Source organism: Erythrobacter mangrovi, assembly GCF_013260645.1.
GTDB classification, from domain to species: domain Bacteria; phylum Pseudomonadota; class Alphaproteobacteria; order Sphingomonadales; family Sphingomonadaceae; genus Qipengyuania; species Qipengyuania mangrovi.
In genome coordinates this window covers 478,883-498,176 of the sequence record NZ_CP053921.1, presented here as the reverse complement: position 1 = coordinate 498,176, position 19,294 = coordinate 478,883, and the positions used below count along the sequence as shown (strand labels likewise).

Annotated in this window: 23 protein-coding genes; 10 read left to right on the top strand and 13 right to left on the bottom strand. The window is 63.6% G+C overall.

Translation table 11 applies throughout. The features are described 5' to 3' along the window. Nucleotides 1-9 precede the first annotated feature (9 nt). The 4 genes from HQR01_RS02525 to mddA all read left to right on the top strand — a co-directional run bounded on the left by HQR01_RS02525 (nt 10) and on the right by mddA (nt 2,398). Nucleotides 10-453 carry a DNA polymerase III subunit chi gene (locus HQR01_RS02525; RefSeq protein WP_173212267.1) on the top strand — a complete coding sequence of 148 codons (444 nt, stop codon included), beginning with the start codon at nt 10-12 and terminating at the stop codon, nt 451-453. A gap of 34 nt (nt 454-487) precedes the next feature. Beyond that, a complete protein-coding gene (locus tag HQR01_RS02520) occupies nt 488-982 on the top strand; it encodes a hypothetical protein (RefSeq protein WP_173212265.1) in 495 nt (164 codons plus the stop codon). Between the two features lie 93 nt (nt 983-1,075). Beyond that, nucleotides 1,076-1,498 (top strand): nucleoside-diphosphate kinase, encoded by a 423-nt coding sequence (gene ndk / locus HQR01_RS02515; RefSeq protein WP_173212263.1) that lies wholly within the window; start codon nt 1,076-1,078, stop codon nt 1,496-1,498. Between the two features lie 162 nt (nt 1,499-1,660). Beyond that, nucleotides 1,661-2,398, top strand: a complete 738-nt coding sequence (gene mddA, locus HQR01_RS02510) for a methanethiol S-methyltransferase (protein ID WP_234030226.1) — start codon at nt 1,661-1,663, stop codon at nt 2,396-2,398. Nucleotides 2,399-2,401: 3 nt separating this feature from the next. Here mddA and HQR01_RS02505 read toward each other — a convergent pair whose 3' ends face one another. The 4 genes from HQR01_RS02505 to purM are packed head-to-tail and all read right to left on the bottom strand — an operon-like array spanning nt 2,402 to nt 5,866. After that, nucleotides 2,402-3,592 carry a sulfotransferase family protein gene (locus HQR01_RS02505; RefSeq protein WP_173212261.1) on the bottom strand — a complete coding sequence of 397 codons (1,191 nt, stop codon included), beginning with the start codon at nt 3,590-3,592 and terminating at the stop codon, nt 2,402-2,404. Continuing rightward, complete coding sequence (locus HQR01_RS02500; protein WP_173212259.1) at nt 3,589-3,789, bottom strand: hypothetical protein; 201 nt, start codon at nt 3,787-3,789, stop codon at nt 3,589-3,591. The genes HQR01_RS02505 and HQR01_RS02500 overlap by 4 nt, the downstream gene beginning before the upstream one ends. A 9-nt stretch (nt 3,790-3,798) precedes the next feature. Continuing rightward, nucleotides 3,799-4,764: a phosphoribosylglycinamide formyltransferase gene (gene purN, locus HQR01_RS02495; RefSeq protein WP_173212257.1), complete on the bottom strand. Its 966-nt coding sequence runs from the start codon at nt 4,762-4,764 to the stop codon at nt 3,799-3,801. After that, complete coding sequence (purM, locus tag HQR01_RS02490) at nt 4,757-5,866, bottom strand: phosphoribosylformylglycinamidine cyclo-ligase (RefSeq protein WP_173212255.1); 1,110 nt, start codon at nt 5,864-5,866, stop codon at nt 4,757-4,759. The genes purN and purM overlap by 8 nt, the downstream gene beginning before the upstream one ends. Before the next feature lie 68 nt (nt 5,867-5,934). On the opposite strand from purM, the gene HQR01_RS02485 reads away from it, so the two are divergent. Genes HQR01_RS02485 through HQR01_RS02470 form a run of 4 tightly spaced genes read left to right on the top strand, consistent with a single transcriptional unit; the run spans nt 5,935 to nt 8,913 of the window. Beyond that, nucleotides 5,935-7,212 (top strand): heavy-metal-associated domain-containing protein, encoded by a 1,278-nt coding sequence (locus tag HQR01_RS02485; RefSeq protein WP_173212253.1) that lies wholly within the window; start codon nt 5,935-5,937, stop codon nt 7,210-7,212. Between the two features lie 10 nt (nt 7,213-7,222). Next, nucleotides 7,223-7,834, top strand: a complete 612-nt coding sequence (locus HQR01_RS02480; protein WP_173212252.1) for a P-loop NTPase family protein — start codon at nt 7,223-7,225, stop codon at nt 7,832-7,834. Nucleotides 7,835-7,861: 27 nt separating this feature from the next. Beyond that, nucleotides 7,862-8,563, top strand: coding sequence for a serine O-acetyltransferase EpsC (gene epsC, locus HQR01_RS02475; protein ID WP_173212249.1), 702 nt, complete (start codon nt 7,862-7,864; stop codon nt 8,561-8,563). After that, a complete protein-coding gene (locus HQR01_RS02470; RefSeq protein WP_173212247.1) occupies nt 8,563-8,913 on the top strand; it encodes a DUF2794 domain-containing protein in 351 nt (116 codons plus the stop codon). Before epsC ends, HQR01_RS02470 begins: the two co-directional genes overlap by 1 nt. Here the strand turns inward: HQR01_RS02470 and HQR01_RS02465 are convergent. The 4 genes from HQR01_RS02465 to HQR01_RS02450 form a co-directional block, all read right to left on the bottom strand. After that, the gene (locus HQR01_RS02465) at nt 8,910-9,323 is read right to left on the bottom strand and encodes a hypothetical protein (protein ID WP_173212245.1); all 414 of its coding nucleotides are present in this window, start codon (nt 9,321-9,323) and stop codon (nt 8,910-8,912) included. The genes HQR01_RS02470 and HQR01_RS02465 overlap by 4 nt on opposite strands. 76 nt (nt 9,324-9,399) lie before the next feature. Then, nucleotides 9,400-10,461, bottom strand: a complete 1,062-nt coding sequence (locus tag HQR01_RS02460; RefSeq protein WP_173212243.1) for a hypothetical protein — start codon at nt 10,459-10,461, stop codon at nt 9,400-9,402. A gap of 70 nt (nt 10,462-10,531) precedes the next feature. Continuing rightward, nucleotides 10,532-11,467, bottom strand: a complete 936-nt coding sequence (locus HQR01_RS02455) for an SDR family NAD(P)-dependent oxidoreductase (protein WP_173212241.1) — start codon at nt 11,465-11,467, stop codon at nt 10,532-10,534. Nucleotides 11,468-11,587: 120 nt separating this feature from the next. Next, nucleotides 11,588-12,256, bottom strand: a complete 669-nt coding sequence (locus HQR01_RS02450) for an HAD-IA family hydrolase (protein WP_173212239.1) — start codon at nt 12,254-12,256, stop codon at nt 11,588-11,590. 62 nt (nt 12,257-12,318) lie between these two features. On the opposite strand from HQR01_RS02450, the gene glmU reads away from it, so the two are divergent. Together glmU and HQR01_RS02440 are read left to right on the top strand one after the other, a co-directional pair. Further along, the gene (glmU, locus tag HQR01_RS02445; RefSeq protein WP_173212237.1) at nt 12,319-13,680 is read left to right on the top strand and encodes a bifunctional UDP-N-acetylglucosamine diphosphorylase/glucosamine-1-phosphate N-acetyltransferase GlmU; all 1,362 of its coding nucleotides are present in this window, start codon (nt 12,319-12,321) and stop codon (nt 13,678-13,680) included. Beyond that, nucleotides 13,677-13,955 carry an HNH endonuclease gene (locus tag HQR01_RS02440; protein ID WP_173216081.1) on the top strand — a complete coding sequence of 93 codons (279 nt, stop codon included), beginning with the start codon at nt 13,677-13,679 and terminating at the stop codon, nt 13,953-13,955. Before glmU ends, HQR01_RS02440 begins: the two co-directional genes overlap by 4 nt. A gap of 50 nt (nt 13,956-14,005) precedes the next feature. On the opposite strand, the gene HQR01_RS02435 is transcribed toward HQR01_RS02440, so the two are convergent. The 5 genes from HQR01_RS02435 to HQR01_RS02415 all read right to left on the bottom strand — a co-directional run bounded on the left by HQR01_RS02435 (nt 14,006) and on the right by HQR01_RS02415 (nt 19,286). Then, nucleotides 14,006-16,126 carry a prolyl oligopeptidase family serine peptidase gene (locus tag HQR01_RS02435; protein ID WP_325064528.1) on the bottom strand — a complete coding sequence of 707 codons (2,121 nt, stop codon included), beginning with the start codon at nt 16,124-16,126 and terminating at the stop codon, nt 14,006-14,008. Nucleotides 16,127-16,289: 163 nt separating this feature from the next. After that, nucleotides 16,290-16,547: an ATP synthase F1 subunit epsilon gene (locus tag HQR01_RS02430; protein ID WP_173212233.1), complete on the bottom strand. Its 258-nt coding sequence runs from the start codon at nt 16,545-16,547 to the stop codon at nt 16,290-16,292. 4 nt (nt 16,548-16,551) lie between these two features. After that, nucleotides 16,552-18,009 (bottom strand): F0F1 ATP synthase subunit beta, encoded by a 1,458-nt coding sequence (gene atpD / locus HQR01_RS02425; RefSeq protein ID WP_173212231.1) that lies wholly within the window; start codon nt 18,007-18,009, stop codon nt 16,552-16,554. Nucleotides 18,010-18,043: 34 nt separating this feature from the next. After that, on the bottom strand, nt 18,044-18,400 hold the full coding sequence (locus tag HQR01_RS02420; RefSeq protein WP_234030225.1) for a hypothetical protein: 357 nt from the start codon (nt 18,398-18,400) through the stop codon (nt 18,044-18,046). 10 nt (nt 18,401-18,410) lie between these two features. Then, on the bottom strand, nt 18,411-19,286 hold the full coding sequence (locus HQR01_RS02415; RefSeq protein ID WP_173212227.1) for a F0F1 ATP synthase subunit gamma: 876 nt from the start codon (nt 19,284-19,286) through the stop codon (nt 18,411-18,413). Nucleotides 19,287-19,294: the final 8 nt, after the last annotated feature.

Here is a 19,294-nt window from a genome sequence, read left to right as displayed (position 1 = left end):
AGGCCAGCCATGACCCGCGTCGATTTCTACCAGCTCAGTCGCGACCCCGTCGACATCACCGTGGCGAAACTCGCCCGCAAGGTGATCCAGGCGGGCGAGCGGCTGCTGGTCGTATCGGGCGATCCTAGCCAGCGCGAAGCGCTGTCTCGGGTGCTGTGGGCGCAGGATGGCGCAGCCTTCCTCGCCCATGGAATGGCCGGGAGCCCAGACGATGCGCGCCAGCCAATTCTCCTTTCGGACAGCGCGGTGGCAACCAATGACGCCGGCATGGCGATCATCGCTGACGGGCAGTGGCGTGACGAAGCTCTGGCGTTCTCGCGCGTGTTGCTGCTGTTCGACGCAGCGGCGCGTGACGGTGCTGCCCAGCTTTGGCGTCGCTTCGCAGCGGACGAAGCAATCGACAACCGCATCTTCAAACAGGATGAGACAGGCGGTTGGCGCGAAGGGGCTTGAACGCTAGCCTGTCCGGGAAGTGCGGAGGACCACCATGCGCCGTATCGCCTTGCTGTCATTGTCTTTGGCCCTTGCTGCCTGCGGTTCCTCGAACGAGGGGACACTGACCGATGAAGACGGTGACAGGGTCGGGACCTATGAAATCGACGGCGGCGAGACCAAAGCGTCGATTACCGACCAGGATGGCACCGTGACCACGCTGCGCGCCGGCGAGCAAGTGCCGGTCGAGCTACCACAGGGCTTCTCAATTGCGCCCGGGTTCAAGGTGCTCAACAACACCCATGTCGAGCGCGATGGGGGAAGCTTCGTTCTCCTGACCTTGCAGGGGGACGCGCCGGTCGAGGAGGTGATCGCCTTCTATCGCAAACAGGCGGAGGCGGCAGGGATAGAGGTAACCGTCAGTATTCCGACGGGCGAATCAACCACGATTGCGGGCGAGGGTAAGGACGGGCTTGCCTTCTCAGCCATGGCCAGTCGCAGCGGCGACAAGACTGCGGTACAGCTGACGCTGACCCAAGGCCTGAAATAGCCCCACGGCGCCGAACGCTTCGTACTTGCCCGCGCGCCTGTGCAGCGCTAGGGGCGCGCGCAACAATTTCCCCCATCTGCAAGGATAATTCTCATGGCGGTTACCCGCACCTTTTCGATCATCAAGCCCGATGCCACCCGCCGCAACCTGACCGGCGCGGTCACCAAGATGCTGGAAGAGGCCGGCCTGCGCGTCGTGGCGTCGAAGCGCATCCACATGACCCGCGAACAGGCCGAAGGCTTCTACGCGGTGCACAAGGAACGCCCTTTCTTCGGCGAACTGTGCGATTTCATGATGAGCGAACCAGTGGTGGTGCAGGTCCTCGAAGGCGAAGATGCCGTGACCCGCAATCGCGACATCATGGGCGCAACCAACCCGGCCGACGCCGCCGAAGGTACCATTCGCAAGACCTACGCCCTGTCGATCGGTGAGAACACCGTCCACGGTTCGGACAGCGACGAGAACGCCAAGATCGAGATCGACTTCTTCTTCAAGCCCGAAGAAATCGTCGGCTAAGCGAACTTCGGATCAACGTGATACGGGCGTGCTCCGCTGGGGGCGCGCCCGTTTTCGCATCCGGGATAAGTTTCCTGTCAGAAATTGGTCACGCTATCGAATTGCGGTATGACGTAGCTCTTGAGGAGAGACCGGGTCGCACGTTCTTTTGAGGAGGACACTATGGTGCGGGCACTGGTTATGGCGATTTCGGTTGCCGTCTACTTCGCATTCTTCGGCGCATTCCTGTACCTGGTCGGCTTCGTGGGCGAATTCGCTTTCATGCCGACGCATCTCGATAAGGGAGGCGCAGCCCCGCCACTGCAATCGGTGATAATCGACATCGCGCTGATTGCCCTGTTCGGCCTGCAGCATTCGGTCATGGCGCGACCGGGCTTCAAGGCCCGGATCACCAAGATCATTCCTGCCGCGATGGAGCGGAGTGTCTATTGCCTCGCAACCGTGGCCGCGCTCGTCATCCTGTTTGCCGGCTGGCACCCGATCGAGGGCACCCTTTGGAGGATCGAGGGCGAATTGGGACAGGCGATCATGAACGGTCTGTTCTGGGCCGGTTTCGGCATTGTCTTCATTTCAACCTGGTTGATCAACCACTTCGAGCTGTTCGGCCTGCAGCAGGCCTGGCTTAACCTGCGCGGTTCGCAGCCGAGCGCGCCGGTCATGCGTACGCCCATGTTCTACAAGCTGGTGCGGCACCCGATCTATGCCGGCTTCTTTCTCGCCTTCTGGGCCACTGCGACCATGACTTATGGCCACCTGTTGTTTGCGGTCGGCATGACGATCTACATCATGATCGGGATCGCGCATGAGGAGCGCGACCTGATGAATCTCTTCGGGGACCAGTATGCGGAATACCGTAAGTCGGTGGGGGCGTTCATCCCGGGGATCGGCAAGAAGGCCTGATGATCAGGCGAAATCGGCCATCTGGCCGCGGTGTGCGTGGTGCGGGTCGCTCTCTGCGCGACCCATTTCGCGCTCCATTGCGGCTACCGCCGAAGCTGTGAGGTCAAGGCCGAGCGTTGCATAGATCCGGGCGATCTCGCGATGCCAATCCGTGCTGAGGCCGGCGAAATCGACCCGCGCAAGCGGGCCATCGAAGCCCTCCAGCGCGGCTTCGATCCGCGCTTCGCGCAGCGCCAGTTTTCGTCGCCATTCTGCCTGGAGCGCAGCCAGGTCGGCGTGGTCGCTCTGGAAGGCCATCTGGCTCGCGACCATCGAAACCGAACTGTTGAGTACCTCCGCATGGTCGCGATGCGTCACTACCAGTCGAGCTTCGGGGAACTGTGCGAGCAGGGCGGGCAGGTCTTCGGAGAACTGCGGGCACTTGAGCACGCGCGGCCGGTGCGCGTCGCCCATGACGGCGGCATCGGTACGCAGGATGTGTGCGAATTCGGTGTAGATTGCGCTCGCATCGCGGGCTTCGCTGAATGCCACATAGCTGGGGATGCGCCATTGCGCTTCGTAGGCACAAGCATCCAGCGCCCCGGCCAGCCAGCCCAGCTCCTCGTCGACACGGGTGGCGCCGAATGGATGCAACGTGTCGAGCCAGGGGTTGATCCTGCGTGCGATGGCCAGGCCCAGCGCGATTTTCACCGGGCGCAGGTCCGGGCGGCGTGGCACGGGATCGTGGCTGTTGCAGAAGCGCGTGCCGGCATGGTGCGGGTCGGCCGCGAGTAGCCGGTGGATGCGCGTGGTGCCCGCGCGCATCTGCCCGACAACGATGATCGGCGCCGCGATCGTGGTATCCGCAACGGCTGGATTCACGCGCCAGTAACGGCCCAGTGCATGGCGCTTGCGGATGGCTGCGGTGAGCTGGCCATAGGCCATGGTGTGGCCCAGCGGGTTGAGGTCCGCCTCTTCACGCAGGCTGTGGCAAAGCAGGTCGAGCCGTTCGTGAAAATCCGTGACCTCCGCCGGGCTACGGATCGAGCGTTCGTCGTCTTCGGTGAAACCTCGAGCGCCGATCTGCCAAAGGTATTCGGGATCGAGCGGCGGCTTTTCGGTCAGCCCGCGTTCCCACATCGCCTCTACCGCGCGTCCCGCCAGCTCCGCCACCCGCGAGCGGGCAAAGGGGTGCGGGCGTGGGGGTGCGTTCACTCGCGGCCTTCGGAACGGGTGAATAGACGGGAGATTAACAGTCGCGACAGGAGCACGAAGACAAGCACGCCCCCGATCACCAGCAATGTTTCCCCCATGCTCGCCTCGCTCTGGCGACCTTCGATTTCGTCGGCATTGCTCGCCACGATGACGAGGACAAGCGCCGCGACGGCGTAGAATAGTATCGAGCGACCCATTGGGGCACCCTAGAACGCATCGGCCGCGTCGAGAAGCCTTGTCAGCCTGCTTGGGGCAATTAGTCGCCAACTGCGGTGCAGCCAGTCCGCAATCGCGTCCCAATCCACCCCTGGCCGATTGAGGATTATCCCGATCCATCCGCTGGCCCCGTAATAGGCCGGCTTGTGGTAGGCATGCGGCTGCGCTTCGACGAGGCCTTCGAGCTCGTCCATGCTGCTGCATTTGACAAGTAGCGACACATGGGGCGTGCCGTGATGCTGGTCGGCGAAATAGGCGAAGAACTTGCCCGATTTCTCGCTTCCCGCGCGCCAGCCGGGCGACCCGTGGCTTTCGCGCTCGTGCGTTTCAGGCAGGGCGAGAGCGAGTTGGCGGACGCGTTCAAGCAGCCATGCGGGATCGTTCTCTCGCATGACGTAATCGGCCAGCACCCGCGGATAGAGCTGGTGCTCGGCGATGCGGACGCGCTCGGCCAGCGTCTCGGGTGTGTCCTCGGGCTGGATCGCCACCGCAACCTGCCCCAGGGCCTCGCCCGCGTCGAGATCCTCGGTCACCAGATGTACCGTGGTTCCGGCATGGCTATCGCCCGCCGCGATGGCGCGGGTGTGCGTGTCGAGTCCGGGATATTTCGGCAGCAGCGAAGGGTGGATGTTGAGCAGTCGCCCTTCCCAGCGGCGCACGAACTCGGGCGACAGGATCCGCATATATCCGGCCAGCGCGATGTAATCCGCTCCGGCTTTCTTCGCTGCGGCCTCCATTGCCACATCGTGATCGGCGCGCTGCATGCCCTTGTGGGAAAGCGCGAATGTGGCAACGCCTTCACCCGCAGCCAAGGCCAGCGCGCCGGCCGCCGGGTCGTTCGAAGCGACCAGCACCAGTTCGTAGGGGCTGTCGGGGAGGCGGCTGGCATAGAGCAGCGCGGCCATGTTCGTGCCCTTGCCGGACACGAAGACAGCTACGCGGACACGATCAGGCATTATGCGTCGCCGACCAGTCCTCACGTGCCGACCAGGTGTCCGCCGATCCGCGTACGGTGCAGCCCTTCGGCCCCTCGACGATCCGACCGACCGAGAGAACGGTTTCGCCCGCGTCCTCGAGCCGCGAACGAACAATCTCGGCCTTGGCAGGTTCGACCGCCAGCACCATGCCTACGCCGCAGTTAAAGGTGCGGGCCATCTCGGCAGGCTCGATATTGCCCTGCGCCTGGAGGAAGGCCATCAACCCGGGCTGATCCCACGCGTCGGCATCGACTTCGGCATGTGCCCCCTGCGGCAGGACACGCGGGATGTTCTCCAGCAGTCCGCCCCCGGTTATATGGGCCAGCGCATCGACCAGCCCGTCGCGCACGACCGGAAGCAGGCTCCTCACATAAATCTTCGTCGGCTCGATCAGCGCATCGACCAGCAGGCGCTCCTGGTCGAACAGGGCGGGGCGGTCGAGCTTCCAGCCCTTGTCCGTCGCGAGTCGGCGCACCAGCGAATAGCCGTTGGAATGCACACCCGAGCTGGCGAGGCCGAGTAATACGTGTCCAGGCGCGACGCGTTCGCCGGTCAATTGTTCGCCACGTTCCACGGCGCCGACGCAGAAGCCGGCAAGGTCGTAGTCACCTGCGGCATACATACCGGGCATTTCCGCCGTTTCGCCGCCGATCAGCGCGCAACCGGCCATCTTGCAGCCTTCGGCGATCCCCGCGATGACGCGTTCGGCAACGCCGTTCTCCAGCTTGCCAGTGGCGAAATAGTCCAGGAAAAACAGCGGCTCCGCGCCCTGTACGATGAGATCGTTGACGCACATGGCGACGAGGTCGATGCCGACCGTATCGTGCCGCCCGGTGTCGATGGCGAGCTTGAGCTTGGTGCCCACCCCGTCATTGCCCGCGACCAGCAGCGGGTCCTTGTACCCGGCAGCCTTGGGGTCGAAGAAGCCACCGAAACCACCGATTTCGCCATCAGCGCCGGGGCGCATTGTCGCCTTCACCAACGGACCGATCGCCTTGACGAGCGCATTGCCCGCTTCGATCGAAACACCTGCCTGCTCGTAGGTGTAGGAGGGGGTATTGCTGCGGGGTTCGTCGCTCATGCCCCCCGCCTTACGCATTCGCGCTTGGATTTCCAGATTCCTTTCGGCAAAAGGCCCCGGATTCCGCGATGTCCCATGCCCTTTCCCTTCAACCAGCCTTGCGCCGCCCCGGCCTGATCCTCGCCGGGTTCGTTTCGGCTTGTGCGCTCGGCGCAGTGGTATGGGCGCAAGTCGGCGGCGATCGCGGTATCGCGGCCGTCGCAGCATCGAGCGATATCGAGGTTTCAGGTATCGAAGTCGATGAGACGGCAAAGACAGGCTCCGAAGCGCGTGAAAAGGCTTGGGATGTCGCTGCGAAACTGGCCTGGAAGAAGATCGGTGGGCCTAGCCTGCCCGATTCGCAGATTTCCGGCATGGTTTCGGCCATCGTGATCGAAAGTGAGCGGCTCGGTCCCCGGCGGTACATCGCAACGCTGGGTGTCGTATTCGATCGATCCCGCGCGGCGCCGTTTCTGGGCGAGGCCGGCGAAGTTGCGCGATCGGCCCCCTTGCTGGTTGTCCCGGTGACGGTGTCGGCCGGGACCGAGATGGTCTTTGAACAGCGCAATCCCTGGCAGCAGGCTTGGGCGGAATTCCAGGCGGGCACCAGTCCGATCAACTATGTCCGTCCGATGGGTGCCGGGGGCGATTCGCTGCTCGTCACCTACGGCCAGACCGGACGCCGCAGTCGCGTGTGGTGGCGCAACGTGCTCGATCACTTCGGCGCATCGGACGTGCTGATCCCGATTGCCCGGCTGCGCTACACCTATCCCGGCGGGCCGATCGAAGGCACTTTCACTGCGCGTTACGGCCCGGACAATGTCGTGCTCGACAGCTTTACGTTGCAGGCCGAGAGCCCGCAGAAACTCCCAGCGATGCTGTCGCAGGCCGTGGTCCGTTTCGATGGTATCTTCCGGCAGGCGCTGGCCGACGGCAAGCTCAAGCCCGATGCGACGCTCAACCTCGGCTCGCCTGAACTCGACCCGGCGATCCAGCGACTGGTCGAACTTGGCCGTGCATTGATTGAACGCGAGCGCGCCGCGCGTGAGGGATCAACTGAGCGGCCTACCGCGGAAAGCGGCAATGCAATCACCGCCGCGCCGGTCAACACGCCGCCGCCCGACGGTTCGGTTGCGCTCTATACTGTGCAGGTGGCGACACCTGACGCTGCGGCGTTCGACGGGGCGATTGCCGCCGTACGTGGGACGCCCGGCGTTCGGGCCACCGGTGTGCGCAGCACGGCAATCGGCGGGACATCGGTGATGACGGTCAGCTATGCCGGTTCGATTACGCAGCTGGCCGAAGCGCTCCAGGCGCGCGGCTTTACCGTCCGCCAGGGCAGCACCGCGCTTTCGATCAGCCGCTGAGCCGCGGCACATGTCGCAGATCGCCCTCCCGCTTTCAATTTCCCGCCCGGGCGGCGCCCAGTCGATCATCGTCGGCAACGGCAACAAGGCTGTTACAGACGCACTCGCCGCGCCAGAGACTTGGCCATACCGCACGGCGATCCTCACCGGCCCACGTCGCTCGGGCAAGTCGCTCCTGGTGCGCTGGTTCGAAGCCAGTGGGCTTGGCATTGCGATAGACGGGGCCGACCGGCTGGACGAAACCACCATCTTCCATCGCTGGAACCGCGCGCAAGAGGATGGCACCGCCTTGCTGCTGGTCGTCGATGGCGAGAAATGGGATATCGCCTTGCCCGACCTGCAAACGCGAATGCGGGCCTCGCTACATCTCGAAATTGGCCCGCCTGACGACGCGATGGCGGCGGATCTGATCCTGGCCCATGCCGATGCGCGCGGGCTTGCGCTTGGCGATGGCGCGCCCGCGTATCTGGTTCCGCGAATGGAGCGCAGTTATGCCGCGATCGAGCGGGTCGTTGCCGAAATTGATCGTCTGAGTCTTGAACGGAAGGTACCCGCCACCCTATCTGTGTGGAGAGACGCACTAGACGCCGTGGAGGGGCCCGAGCAGGGGCGCTTGCTTTAATGTCGGCGTGGTGGGAGAATATCGGCTATGTTGGAACGGCTTATCGCCTATCTCGACAGCGTAAAGGCGCGCGATCCGTCGCCGCGTAGCCGCTGGGAGATCCTCACCTATCCTGGCGTTTGGGCGCTCGGATATCACCGCATTGCGCATTGGCTGTTCGAGGCGGAACTGTTTTTCCTCGCGCGTCTGGTCAATCACTGGAGCCGTTGGCTGACGGCTATCGACATCCATCCAGGTGCCAAGATCGGCAAGAACTTCTTCATCGATCATGGCTTTACCGTGATTGGCGAAACTGCCGAGATTGGTGACAATGTCACCATCTACCAGTGCGTTACGCTGGGCGGTACCAATCCGACCAACGGCAAGGGCGGCAAGCGTCACCCGACGATCTCGGACGAGGTCATTATCGGATCGGGTGCGCAGGTCATCGGGCCGATCACCGTCGGCCGACGCGCACGCATTGGCGCCAACGCGGTAGTCACCGACGAAGTCCCCGAAGGCGCGACGATGATCGGCCTCAAGGCGCGCAGCACGCTGGTTCCCGCGGAGCAGTGGCTCAAGGAGTTCATTCCCTATGGCACTCCTTGCGACGATCCCTGTGAGGGCTCTCAGATCGGCAGCCGCGATTGCATCGAAAAGCTCGAGACAGAGCTGAAGGCATTGCGTGAAGAGGTCGCAGCAATGCGTACCGAGCGTGAACCGGTTATGCGGAGCGGGACCGACGATTGATGCAGTTCTTCGGTGACACGATTGTCGCCTTTCCCGGTCGCCAACCGCTGCAGGTTGGTTTCACCCGGGAAGAACTCGGTCGGATCCTCGATCTCTACGGTCGCATGGTCGCCGCCGGACAATGGCGAGACTACGCAATGGATTTCGCGAAGGACGCGGCCAGTTTCGCGGCGTTCCGCCGCACGGCAGAGCGCCCGCAGGCCCGGATCGAAAAACGCCCTGCCTTGCGCGCCAAACAGGGCATGTGGACCCTGTTTGGTGAACACGGGCAGATCCTCAAGCGCGGCCACGAACTCGCAGGGGTCATTGCCCCGGTCGAACGACGCCTGCTGAAGACAGTCGGCGATTAGAGAAAGCCAGGCCCACCCTGGCGACGGCGATAGAGGAATGCCGTAGTGATGATCGTCGGGAAGATGAATCCCTTGAGATAGGACAAGGGGTGTCGTCCGGCTGTGAAGTCGACCGGCAAATTGCCGAAATGCGCCCAGTAGTGCGTAGCGACCAGCCCGCCGATGCTGAACCACATTGCCAACAACGCAACGCGCTTGCCCAGCACTACCGCACCTAGGCTGACGATGATGGCGAAGCGCAGAATTGCCTGGATCGCATTGAAGCCTGCGTCGCTGCTCAGGCCCTTTCCCTGTGCGAGGTCGACCAACATGGTCACGTGATAGAATACCAGCAGGCCGGCCAATAGCAGGATGATCAGTGTCGGGGCGATACGGCTCCAGCCGGGCCCCGCGATGGCGTGGTCGTTCATTGGTTCGCATCCTTTGATTTTGCAGGTAAGGGCCCGCGCTCAAGTCGCGGACCCTCTCTACAGCAACGGGCGGATGTCACGCGGTGGCGGGAAGCCTTCCGCGCATGTCGCCTGGAAGCGTGGTCACCACTGCACGGCGGATCGGGGTCCACAGCGCGCTGAGTGTCAGCAAAGCAGAACCGATGACCAGAGCCGTCAGCGCGAAGTTGAGCTCCACGGCGCCGAATTCACGGAACAGGAAGGTCAGAGCGACCAAGACATAGGCCAGCGCCGAGACCAGCAAGGCGCGACGGTCGACCGCCAGCGCGACGAGGCCGAACACGACATAGACGCCGAGCACGGCAACAGCCGCACCAACGCCGATGTTCTGACCTTCGGTGACGCCGATCAGCGCAAAGATCGGGTGCGCGATCATCGGAGCGGCCAGCAGGTGCAGCCAGAAGGCGACGTCGCTGCGCCGTGTTGAGCGAGCCGTGTCGCTCATATCCCAACGCATGGCGAGTCCGAATACGGCCAGCCCGACGAGGAACACGAGCGTCAGTGCCACGGTCTTTGCATTGGCCGAATTGGGTCCGACGATGGCCATGATCAGCGCAATGACCGTGCCGGCAATCGCCGCGGTCCCGGCGGCAATGGTGATCGGGACCATGAAGTGCTTCCAGTGCAGCCAGGCGGCACCGGCAGTGACCAGACCGGACCCGGCAACCACCAGAGAAACTAGCGTCTCCTTGTTGTTCGCACCTTCACCGAGCACGGCTATCGCCAGCCCCAGCAAGCCAACGAACACCCCGCCGACGAAGGCCAGCAGCAGGATGATACTGGGCAGTGCCATCCGCCGTTTGGCGGTGAAGAATTCGGCGAGCATCCAAGCCGTCCCTGCCACCAGCACGCCGCTGGCGGGCGAGGGGGCATGATTGTTGCTCCAGATGGCATCGCCGATCGCGGCCATTGCGATCAGCATGATGACCGCGCCGATCGACACGAAGATATCGTTGAAGCCGGTTATCAGGCGGAAATGCTCGGCATCGGCCGGCACCGCATCGCGTTGCGCCGCGACATGCGAGCGTAGGGCGTTGGCCGCTTCGGCGCTTATTGCGCCCGCCGCCACCGCGGAATTGAGATCATCCTGGCTGTACATCAGCCTATCCTCCCACTGTTGAAGCGGAGAGGATAGGCCGAAGTGTATTAGTCAGTCAATACGGCAAGACTCAGCCGCGAGCGCTCGATGGTGCGGCGTCGGCGCCCAGAACCTTCTGCATGGCTGCCAGGATTGCGCCCGACTGCTCGCTGCCCGACTGCGGAGCCTTGAGGTTCGAGAACTCGCTGATCTTGTCCCAGTTCGCGGCGAAGCCTTCGACCGTACGCTCTGCCTCAGGCAGCCAGACAGCGTCGTTCATCACCGTCCAGGCCGAGTGATAGCCACCCGCGCCCGCGCCTACGATCGCATTGGTTGGGGCGTCTTCGCTGACGAGGAAGAGAGCTGCGGGGACTACGTTGACCGGGTCGAACAGCTTGAACGCCTGTTCGGGGAACAGATCCTCGGTCATGCGCGTGCCGGCCACCGGCGAGAGCGTGTTGACGCGGACATTGTACTTCGCACCTTCGAGCGCGAGTGTCTTGGTCAGACCCGCGAGGCCGAGCTTGGCCGCGCCATAATTGGCCTGGCCGAAGTTTCCGAACAGACCGGTCGAGGACGCGGTCATCAGGATGCGGCCATAGGCCTGTTCGCGGAAGGTTTCCCAGCAGGCCTTGGTGACGAAGGCCGAACCGGTCAGGTGCACCTTGAGCACGAATTCGAAGTCTTCCGGGCTCATCTTGGCGAAGGTCTTGTCGCGCAGCACGCCGGCATTGTTGATGAGAACATGCACGCCGCCCCACTTTTGCTTGGCATCGGCAACCATCTTTTCCATCTGCTCGTATTCGGTGACCGAGCCGCCGTTCGAGACGGCTTCGCCGCCCATCTTCTCGATCTCTTCGACCACCTGCAGCGCCATATCCGAATGGCCGGTACCGTCGCGCGATCCGCCGAGATCGTTGACCACAACCTTGGCTCCGCGGCGGGCTAGCTCCAGCGCGTATTCACGGCCGAGGCCGCCGCCGGCGCCAGTGACGATGGCTACCTTGTCCTTGAAATCGATGCTCATGGGGCTGCTCCTGCTTTGTCGTTTACGTAAAGGTCAATTGGCTCGGCGGAGTGGCACTTTCCGCCCACTCTTGCAACCGAATGCGCGGCCCATCGCCATGCCGTAGGGGCAAGCTGCCCCTCAGAGGCGTTCGAGCGCGGCGACCAGCTGGTCGAGCGAATCGATATGCGTATCGGCCCCCAGTTCCGGGCCGGGCTTGTCGCAATAGCCATAGGCCGCGGCGACAACCGGAACCCCCGCTGCGCGGGCTGCGATCACATCATAGGAGGAATCGCCGACGAAAACGAGACTGCCGCCGCCACCGCGTTTCTGCGCTTCGAAAATCGGGTCTGGCGCGGGCTTCGCGCGCCCCTTGCCCATCGTGTCGCCGCCGATGATCGCGACAAAATGATCGGCAAGGCCGAGTGTACCGAGAATCGAGCGGGCAAAGCTTTCGAACTTGTTCGTCACGACCGTCAGGGCAACGCCGCGACCGCCGAGCTCCGCCAGCACCTCCGCCGCATAGGGATAGGGCCGCGTGTGCACCGCATTATGTTCGGCATAATAGGCCAGCATTTCCTTGTAGAGCCGCCGAAATTCTTCCTCCGGCATTCCTCCCTGCTCGTCGACCGCTTTCTGCAGCATGATCTTGGCACCGCCACCAATCAGGTCGCTCGCGTGGTCGGCCGGGACTGGAGCGAAACCGCCAAGCGCCAGGGCGTGATTGACCGCGGCGCCGAGATCGCGGTGGGTTTCGAGCAGGGTGCCGTCGAGATCGAACCCGACAATGTCGAAGGGAAATGCCGTCATGGATGCGGTGCGTGGCGGATGGTTCTTCAATCCGCAAGGGTTTGCTGGCATGGAACCATGCCATGAGCCAGAACCGAGACTTCGCCGCCGTCATCCTCGCAGCGGGCAAGGGTACCCGCATGAAGAGCGGTATGCACAAGGTGCTTCACGCGATTGCGGGACGGGCGATGATCGACCACTTGCTGGACAGTCTCGCCGCACTTCACCCATCCAAAACGGTCATCGTAGCGGGCGATAGGCACGAGCAATTGCGCGATGCTCTAGTCGGTCGGAACGTCGTTGTCGCCCTGCAGGAGCCGCAACTCGGCACTGCCCACGCCGCGCTACAGGCCGAAGCGGCCCTGAAGGACTTCCGCGGGCTGGTAATGGTCTGTTTCGGCGATACGCCGATGGTCAAGGCGTCGACGGTGCAGCGCATGATCGACGCGCTCGACGAAACGACGCGGGTGGTGGTGTTGGGCTTCCGTCCCGCCGATACGCTCACCTATGGCCGGATCATAACGGCCGATGACGGCAGCGTGCGCAAGATGGTTGAGCACAAGGACGCCGATGAAAGCGAACGGCAATGCGACTTGTGCAATTCCGGCGTACTGATCGCGCATAGCGACGATCTGTGGCGGCTGCTCAAATCGGTCGGCAACGACAATGCTCAGGGTGAGTATTACCTTCCGGACGTCGCCACCCAGGCGATTGCCGAGGGAGCCCGTGTGGTCGCGGTCGAAACCGACCCTGCTGAAGTCGCCGGAATAAACTCGCGCGGCGAACTGGCCGCCGCCGAGGCGCAATGGCAGAGGCTGCGGCGCGAAGAGGCGATGGAGGCGGGAGTCACCTTGCGCGCGCCGGAAACGGTGTTCTTCAGCCACGATACCGAATTGGCGGCCGACGTCACGGTTGAGCCCAATGTTGTCTTCGGTCCCGGAGTGAAGGTCGCGAGCGGAGCAACGATCCGTGCTTTCAGCCACCTCGAAGGCGCAACGGTAGGTGAGGGTTGCGAAGTCGGCCCCTACGCTCGCCTCCGGCCCGGCGCGGTGATGGAGAAGGGCAGCAAGATCGGCAACTTCGTCGAGATGAAGAAGGCGATCCTGGGCGAGGGTGCCAAGGCCAATCACCTGACCTACCTTGGTGATGCGGAAATTGGCGCGGGCGCAAATATCGGCGCCGGGACGATCACCTGCAATTACGACGGCTATTTCAAGCACAAGACCGTGATCGGCGAACGCGCCTTCATCGGTTCGAACAGTGCGCTGATCGCGCCCGTCACCATCGGCGCCGACGCGATCGTGGCGGCTGGCAGCGCGGTCAGTCGCGACGTTGGCGCCGGCGACCTGCGGATGGTCCGCGCCGAACAGTTGGTGAAGCAGGGCTGGGCCGATCGCTTCCACGACACGATGAAAAAGAAGAAGGCGGCGGAGAAGAAGGACTGAACGAAGGGCGCACGACCTGCTGGCTATGTACTCGTCCCGTCGGGACGCGGGTGGAGCTTCACCACCCTGTACCCAAGACGAAGAAGGGGCGGTTCACCGTCCCCGTCCATCCAATCTGCCACCGTGCGATCCACGCCAACTTCAGCAACGCCGAACTCGCACGGATCGGTGAGAATCGCGCAGTTCTACTGCAGAACGAAGCACTCGGCAGGTTCGTCAAATGGGTGTCGGACAAACCGCCCGACTTCCACGCGCCGACCCGCGGCCCCCGGTGAACGAAAAAGGGCGGCCCGCAGGCCGCCCTATTGTTTGCATAGTGGCGGGGTCAGTCCGCCAAGCGCTGGAGCAGGTAGACGAATTGCAACGCCTGCAGCTGCGCGCGCTGTTCATTGTCTACGCCGCCCGAATGGCCGCCGGTCATTTCCTCATAATAGTAATAGGGCTGGCCCAGCGCCTTGAGCTTGGCCGCGCCCTTGCGGGCATGAGCCGGATGGGTACGGTCATCGGCGGTCGAGGCCCACAGGAATGGCGTCGGGTAATCCACGCCCGAAACGATCTTCTGATAGGGCGAATAGCCTTCGATCCAGGCGCGCTGTTCGGGGATGCGCGGATCGCCGTATTCGCCGATCCACGATGCGCCGCGACCGATCAGGTGGTAGCGCAGCATATCGAACAGCGGGATCTGCACGATGACCCCGCCGAACAGGTCGGGGCGCTGCGTCATAGCCGTCCCGACCAGCAATCCTCCCTGCGATCCGCCCTGGATGCCGAGATGCTTGGCGCTGGTGATCTTCCGCGCGATTGCATCTTCGGCAATTGCGATGAAGTCGTCCCATGTGCGCTGCTTGTTTTCGCGGATGGCGCTCTGGTGCCACATCGGCCCGAACTCACCGCCGCCACGCATGTTACCGAGGATGTAAACCCCGCCACGCTCAAGCCACAGCTTGCCGATTGAACCGAGATAGCTCGGCAAGCGTGGAACCTGGAAGCCACCATAGCCGGTCAACAGGGCGGGGTTGGTCCCATCGAGGACCATCCCCTTGGGCTTGACCACGAAATAGGGGATCTTGGTCCCGTCCTTGCTCGTCGCCTCGAACTGTTCGACCGACATGCCCGCCGCGTCGAAGTAGGAGGGCGAGGTCTTGAGAACCTCCATCGAGCCAGTGCTGCCATCGAGATAGAACAGGCGCGTGGGGTTGAGGAAATCGGTGACAGTGAACATCACTTCATCGCGCTCGTCGGACGAAGCGGCGATGTCGATCGTCGCGTTCTCGGGCAGTTCGACCGCGCTTTCGGTCCAGGCTCCATCGGAAAAGTCGAACTTCACCACCTTGCCGCGCACATTGTCGAGCAGCGCGACATAGAGGCTGTCCGAAGTGATCGTGGCGCCCTGCTTGGTCTGCCGATCGCCGGGTGCCCAGACCAATGTCTTGGGCGCACCATTGGGATCGGCCTTGAACGCCTCGAGTTCGACCGCGACCAGCGAGTCTGCGGGAAACGTCTGGCCCTGCGTCTCCCAGTCGACATCGGTCGAAAACAGCAGGTGGCCGTCGACGATGCCGTAGGGCGAGGCTTTGAGCGGGATGTCGAGCCGCAACCACTCGCCATCCTTCTGGAAATAATACTCGGTCTCGTGGAAGCTCACCGCGCGGAAGGCGGTCATCCCATGAACCGTGCCGGCCCCATCGCGCAGCAGGCTGGCGGCGGACCAGACGTCGCTGGTTTCGCCGCGGAACAGTTCCGGCGCGTCGGCAATATCAGTGCCGCGTTTCCACAGACGCGTGCTGAGTGGATATTCGCTGTCGGTCAGCGTTCCCTCGCCGAAATCGCGGCTGACGAGCAGCGTATCCTGGTCGAGCCACTCGATGCCGCCCTGGCTCTCGTTCTCCAGCGTAAAGCCGCCCTCGACGAAGCTTTTCGTCGCCATGTCGAATTCGCGCAGGATGGTGGCGTCCTTGCCGCCATCTGAAAGTGCGATCATGCACAGCCGCTGTGCGGGCGGCATGCAGGTCGAACCCTTGTAGACCCACTCGCGCCCCTCAGCCTTGGCCAGTGCATCGACGTCCAGCACGGTTTCCCATGCGGGGGTCTCGGCGCGATAGCTCTCAAGCGTGGTCCGGCGCACCAGGCCGCGCGGGTTCGCCTTGTCCTGCCAGAAATTGTAGAGGCCGTCGGGGCGGATCGAGACGAAGGGGATCTTGTCCTCGCTGTCGTAGATCGCCAGCGCTTCGGCCTTCAGTTCCTCGAAACGCGGGTCCTTGGCGAGCAGGCCGAGCGTGCGTTCGTTCTCCGCACGCACCCAGTCGAGCGCCTTCTCGCTACGGGCGTCTTCAAGCCAGATATTGGGGTCCTCGGCCGGACCGGGAACGCCGTCATCGGCGGCGGCGGAAACAGGATTTGCCAGCGTCATGGCGGCGGCCATGGCCAGCATGGATACGAGTTTCAAGTGCAGTCTCCCCAAGCGTACAACGCCTTGCTTGGCTAGCAGCAGCCTGGCCCCAGTCGACAAGGCCATCGACGAACGTCGGATCATATCCTGCGGATCGCCAGCCCATAACGAAAAGGGCGACCCGCGGGCCGCCCTTTCATTTCCTTGATGTCCGGAACCGTCAGCCTTCGACGTGTTCGGCCAGTACGGTCAATCCGTTCTCGCCAACCTCGGCGAAGCCGCCGCGGACCTCGATCACTTCGGGCGCGGCGCCTTCGGTCTTGTAGACCTGCACTGCACCGTCGCGGATGGTCGACATGAAGGGCGCGTGGCCCTCAAGCACGCCGAATTCGCCTTCCGCGCCGGGGACGACCACCATGTGGACGTCTTCCGAGCGGACCAGCTTGGCCGGCGTGACGAGTTCGAAGTGGAGGGCCATGTCCTTACGCGTCCTCGGCCAGCTTCTTGGCCTTGGTAACCGCCTGGTCGATGCCGCCGACCATGTAGAAAGCGGCTTCCGGCAGGTGGTCGTATTCGCCGTCGACGACAGCCTTGAACGATTTCACCGTGTCTTCGAGCTGCACGAACACGCCCGGGATGTTGGTGAACACCTCGGCGACGTGGAACGGCTGCGAGAGGAAGCGCTGGATCTTGCGGGCGCGAGCCACGGTCAGCTTATCTTCTTCCGACAGTTCGTCCATGCCGAGGATGGCGATGATGTCCTGCAGGCTCTTGTACTTCTGCAGCGTCTCCTGAACGCGACGGGCGGTCTCGTAGTGCTCCTGGCCGACGACGCGCGGTTCGAGCACGCGCGACGTCGAGTCGAGCGGGTCGACCGCCGGGTAGATGCCGAGTTCCGAAATGGCGCGCGACAGCGTGGTGGTGGCGTCCAAGTGGGCGAAGGAGGTCGCCGGTGCCGGGTCGGTAAGGTCGTCCGCGGGAACGTAGATCGCCTGCACGGAGGTAATCGAGCCCCTGGTGGTCGAGGTGATGCGTTCCTGCAAATTGCCCATGTCGGTTGCGAGGGTCGGCTGGTAGCCCACCGCCGACGGGATGCGACCGAGCAGCGCCGACACTTCCGAGCCCGCCTGAGTGAAGCGGAAGATGTTGTCGACGAAGAACAGCACGTCCTGGCCTTCGACGTCGCGGAAGTATTCCGCCATGGTCAGGCCCGAGAGCGCGACGCGGGCGCGGGCGCCGGGGGGCTCGTTCATCTGGCCGAACACGAGCGCCACCTTCGAGCCGTCCGAAGTCGGCTTGCCATCGGCGTCCTTGGCAATGACGCCGGCGTCGAGGAATTCGTGGTAGAGGTCGTTGCCTTCGCGGGTACGTTCGCCGACGCCCGCGAAGACCGACACGCCGCCGTGGCCCTTGGCGATATTGTTGATCAGTTCCTGGATCAGCACGGTCTTGCCCACGCCGGCGCCGCCGAACAGGCCGATCTTGCCGCCCTTGGCGTAGGGCGCGAGCAGGTCGATGACCTTGATGCCGGTGACAAGGATCGCCGCTTCGGTCGACTGGTCGATGAACAGCGGGGCTTCGGCATGGATCGGGGCCGAGCTTTTGGCGCCGATCGGGCCCATTTCGTCGATCGGCTGGCCGACGACGTTCATGATGCGGCCGAGGGTCTTCGGGCCGACGGGAACCGAGATCTGCGCGCCGGTGTTGACGACTTCCTGTCCGCGAACGAGGCCTTCGGTCGCGTCCATCGCGATGGTGCGGACGGTGTTTTCACCAAGGTGCTGCGCCACCTCGAGGATCAGCGTGTTGTCGCCGTTCTTGGTCTCGAGCGCGGTCAGGATCGCCGGCAGTTCGGCTTCGAACTGGACGTCGACGACGGCGCCAATGACCTGGCTGATGGTGCCGTTGGGGCTCTGGTTAAGCTTAGGTGCGGTGGCCATGATGCGTGTGTCCTACTGGCTCAGAATGCTGTGATTACGCGCCGGTCGCGGCGCAGACGGTGGTCGGGTCGGCAAGAACCCAGCCGGTGCTGTCTTCGTTGGCAGTGAGTGTCGCCTTGTTGCGAAGGTACTCGTCATCGCCGAGACCGTATTCGCAGATGACGTCCTTCGAACCGATGCCCGCGCGCTTGCAGACCGCGGTGTTGACCGGCTTGGCGCCTTCGCAGGCGACGGCGAAGGCGTTCGAGAAGGTTTGCTGGTCGGGGGCCGGCAGGGTGCTGACCGGTTCAGGCGCCGCAGCGACGGTTTCTGCGGCGGCGGGAGCAACTTCGGCTTCCTGGCCGCATGCGGCGAGCAGGGCGAGGGGAAGGAGGAGGGCAATCTGCTTCACGATGAGGTCCTTAGAGCGCTTCGGCGCCGGCAATAATTTCAATGAGTTCGGTGGTGATCGCGGCCTGGCGGCTGCGGTTGTACTGGATCGTCAGCTTGTTGATCAGGTCGCCGGCGTTGCGTGTGGCGTTGTCCATCGCGGTCATCGATGCGCCCTGTTCCGAAGCCTCACGTTCGAGCAACGAGCCGAACAGCTGGGTGCGGACGTAGCGCGGCAGCAGCTCGGCGAGGATTTCCTCTTCGCCCGGCTCGTATTCGACCACGGCGTCACCGCCGCTTGCCGCATCACCCTCGGGTGACGGCACGGGGATCAGCTGGTCGACGGTCGGATCCTGCGCCAGCGCCGACTTGAAGATCGGATAGACGAGGTGAGCGACGTCGAACTCACCGTCTTCGAACATGGAAATCAGCTCGGCAGCGATCGCCTCGGCTTCCTCGAAGCCGGGGGTGCGCACGTGCGAGGTATCGAACTGCTTGCCAATCCGTTCGGGGAAGTGCCGCTTGAGCGGCGCGCGGCCCTTCTTGCCGACCAGGTAGAACTTGACGTCCTTGCCCGCCGCGATGAGCTCACGCGCCTTGAGGCGTGCGGCCTTGACCACGTTCGAGTTGAGGCCGCCGCACAGGCCCTTGTCGGTGTTGACCACCACAAGCAGGTGACGATGGTTCGCCCCGGTACCCGCGAGGAGCTTCGGCGCGCTGTCCCCACTCACCTTGCCGGCGAGCGACGCCATCACGTCCGCCAGCCGCTGTGCGTAGGGGCGCGCGGCTTCAGCCGCGGCCTGCGCACGGCGCAGCTTTGCAGCCGCAACCATCTGCTTGGCCTTGGTGATCTTCTGGGTCGACTTGACCGAGTTGATCCGGCCCTTGAGTTCTTTCAGCGAGGCCATTTCGGCTC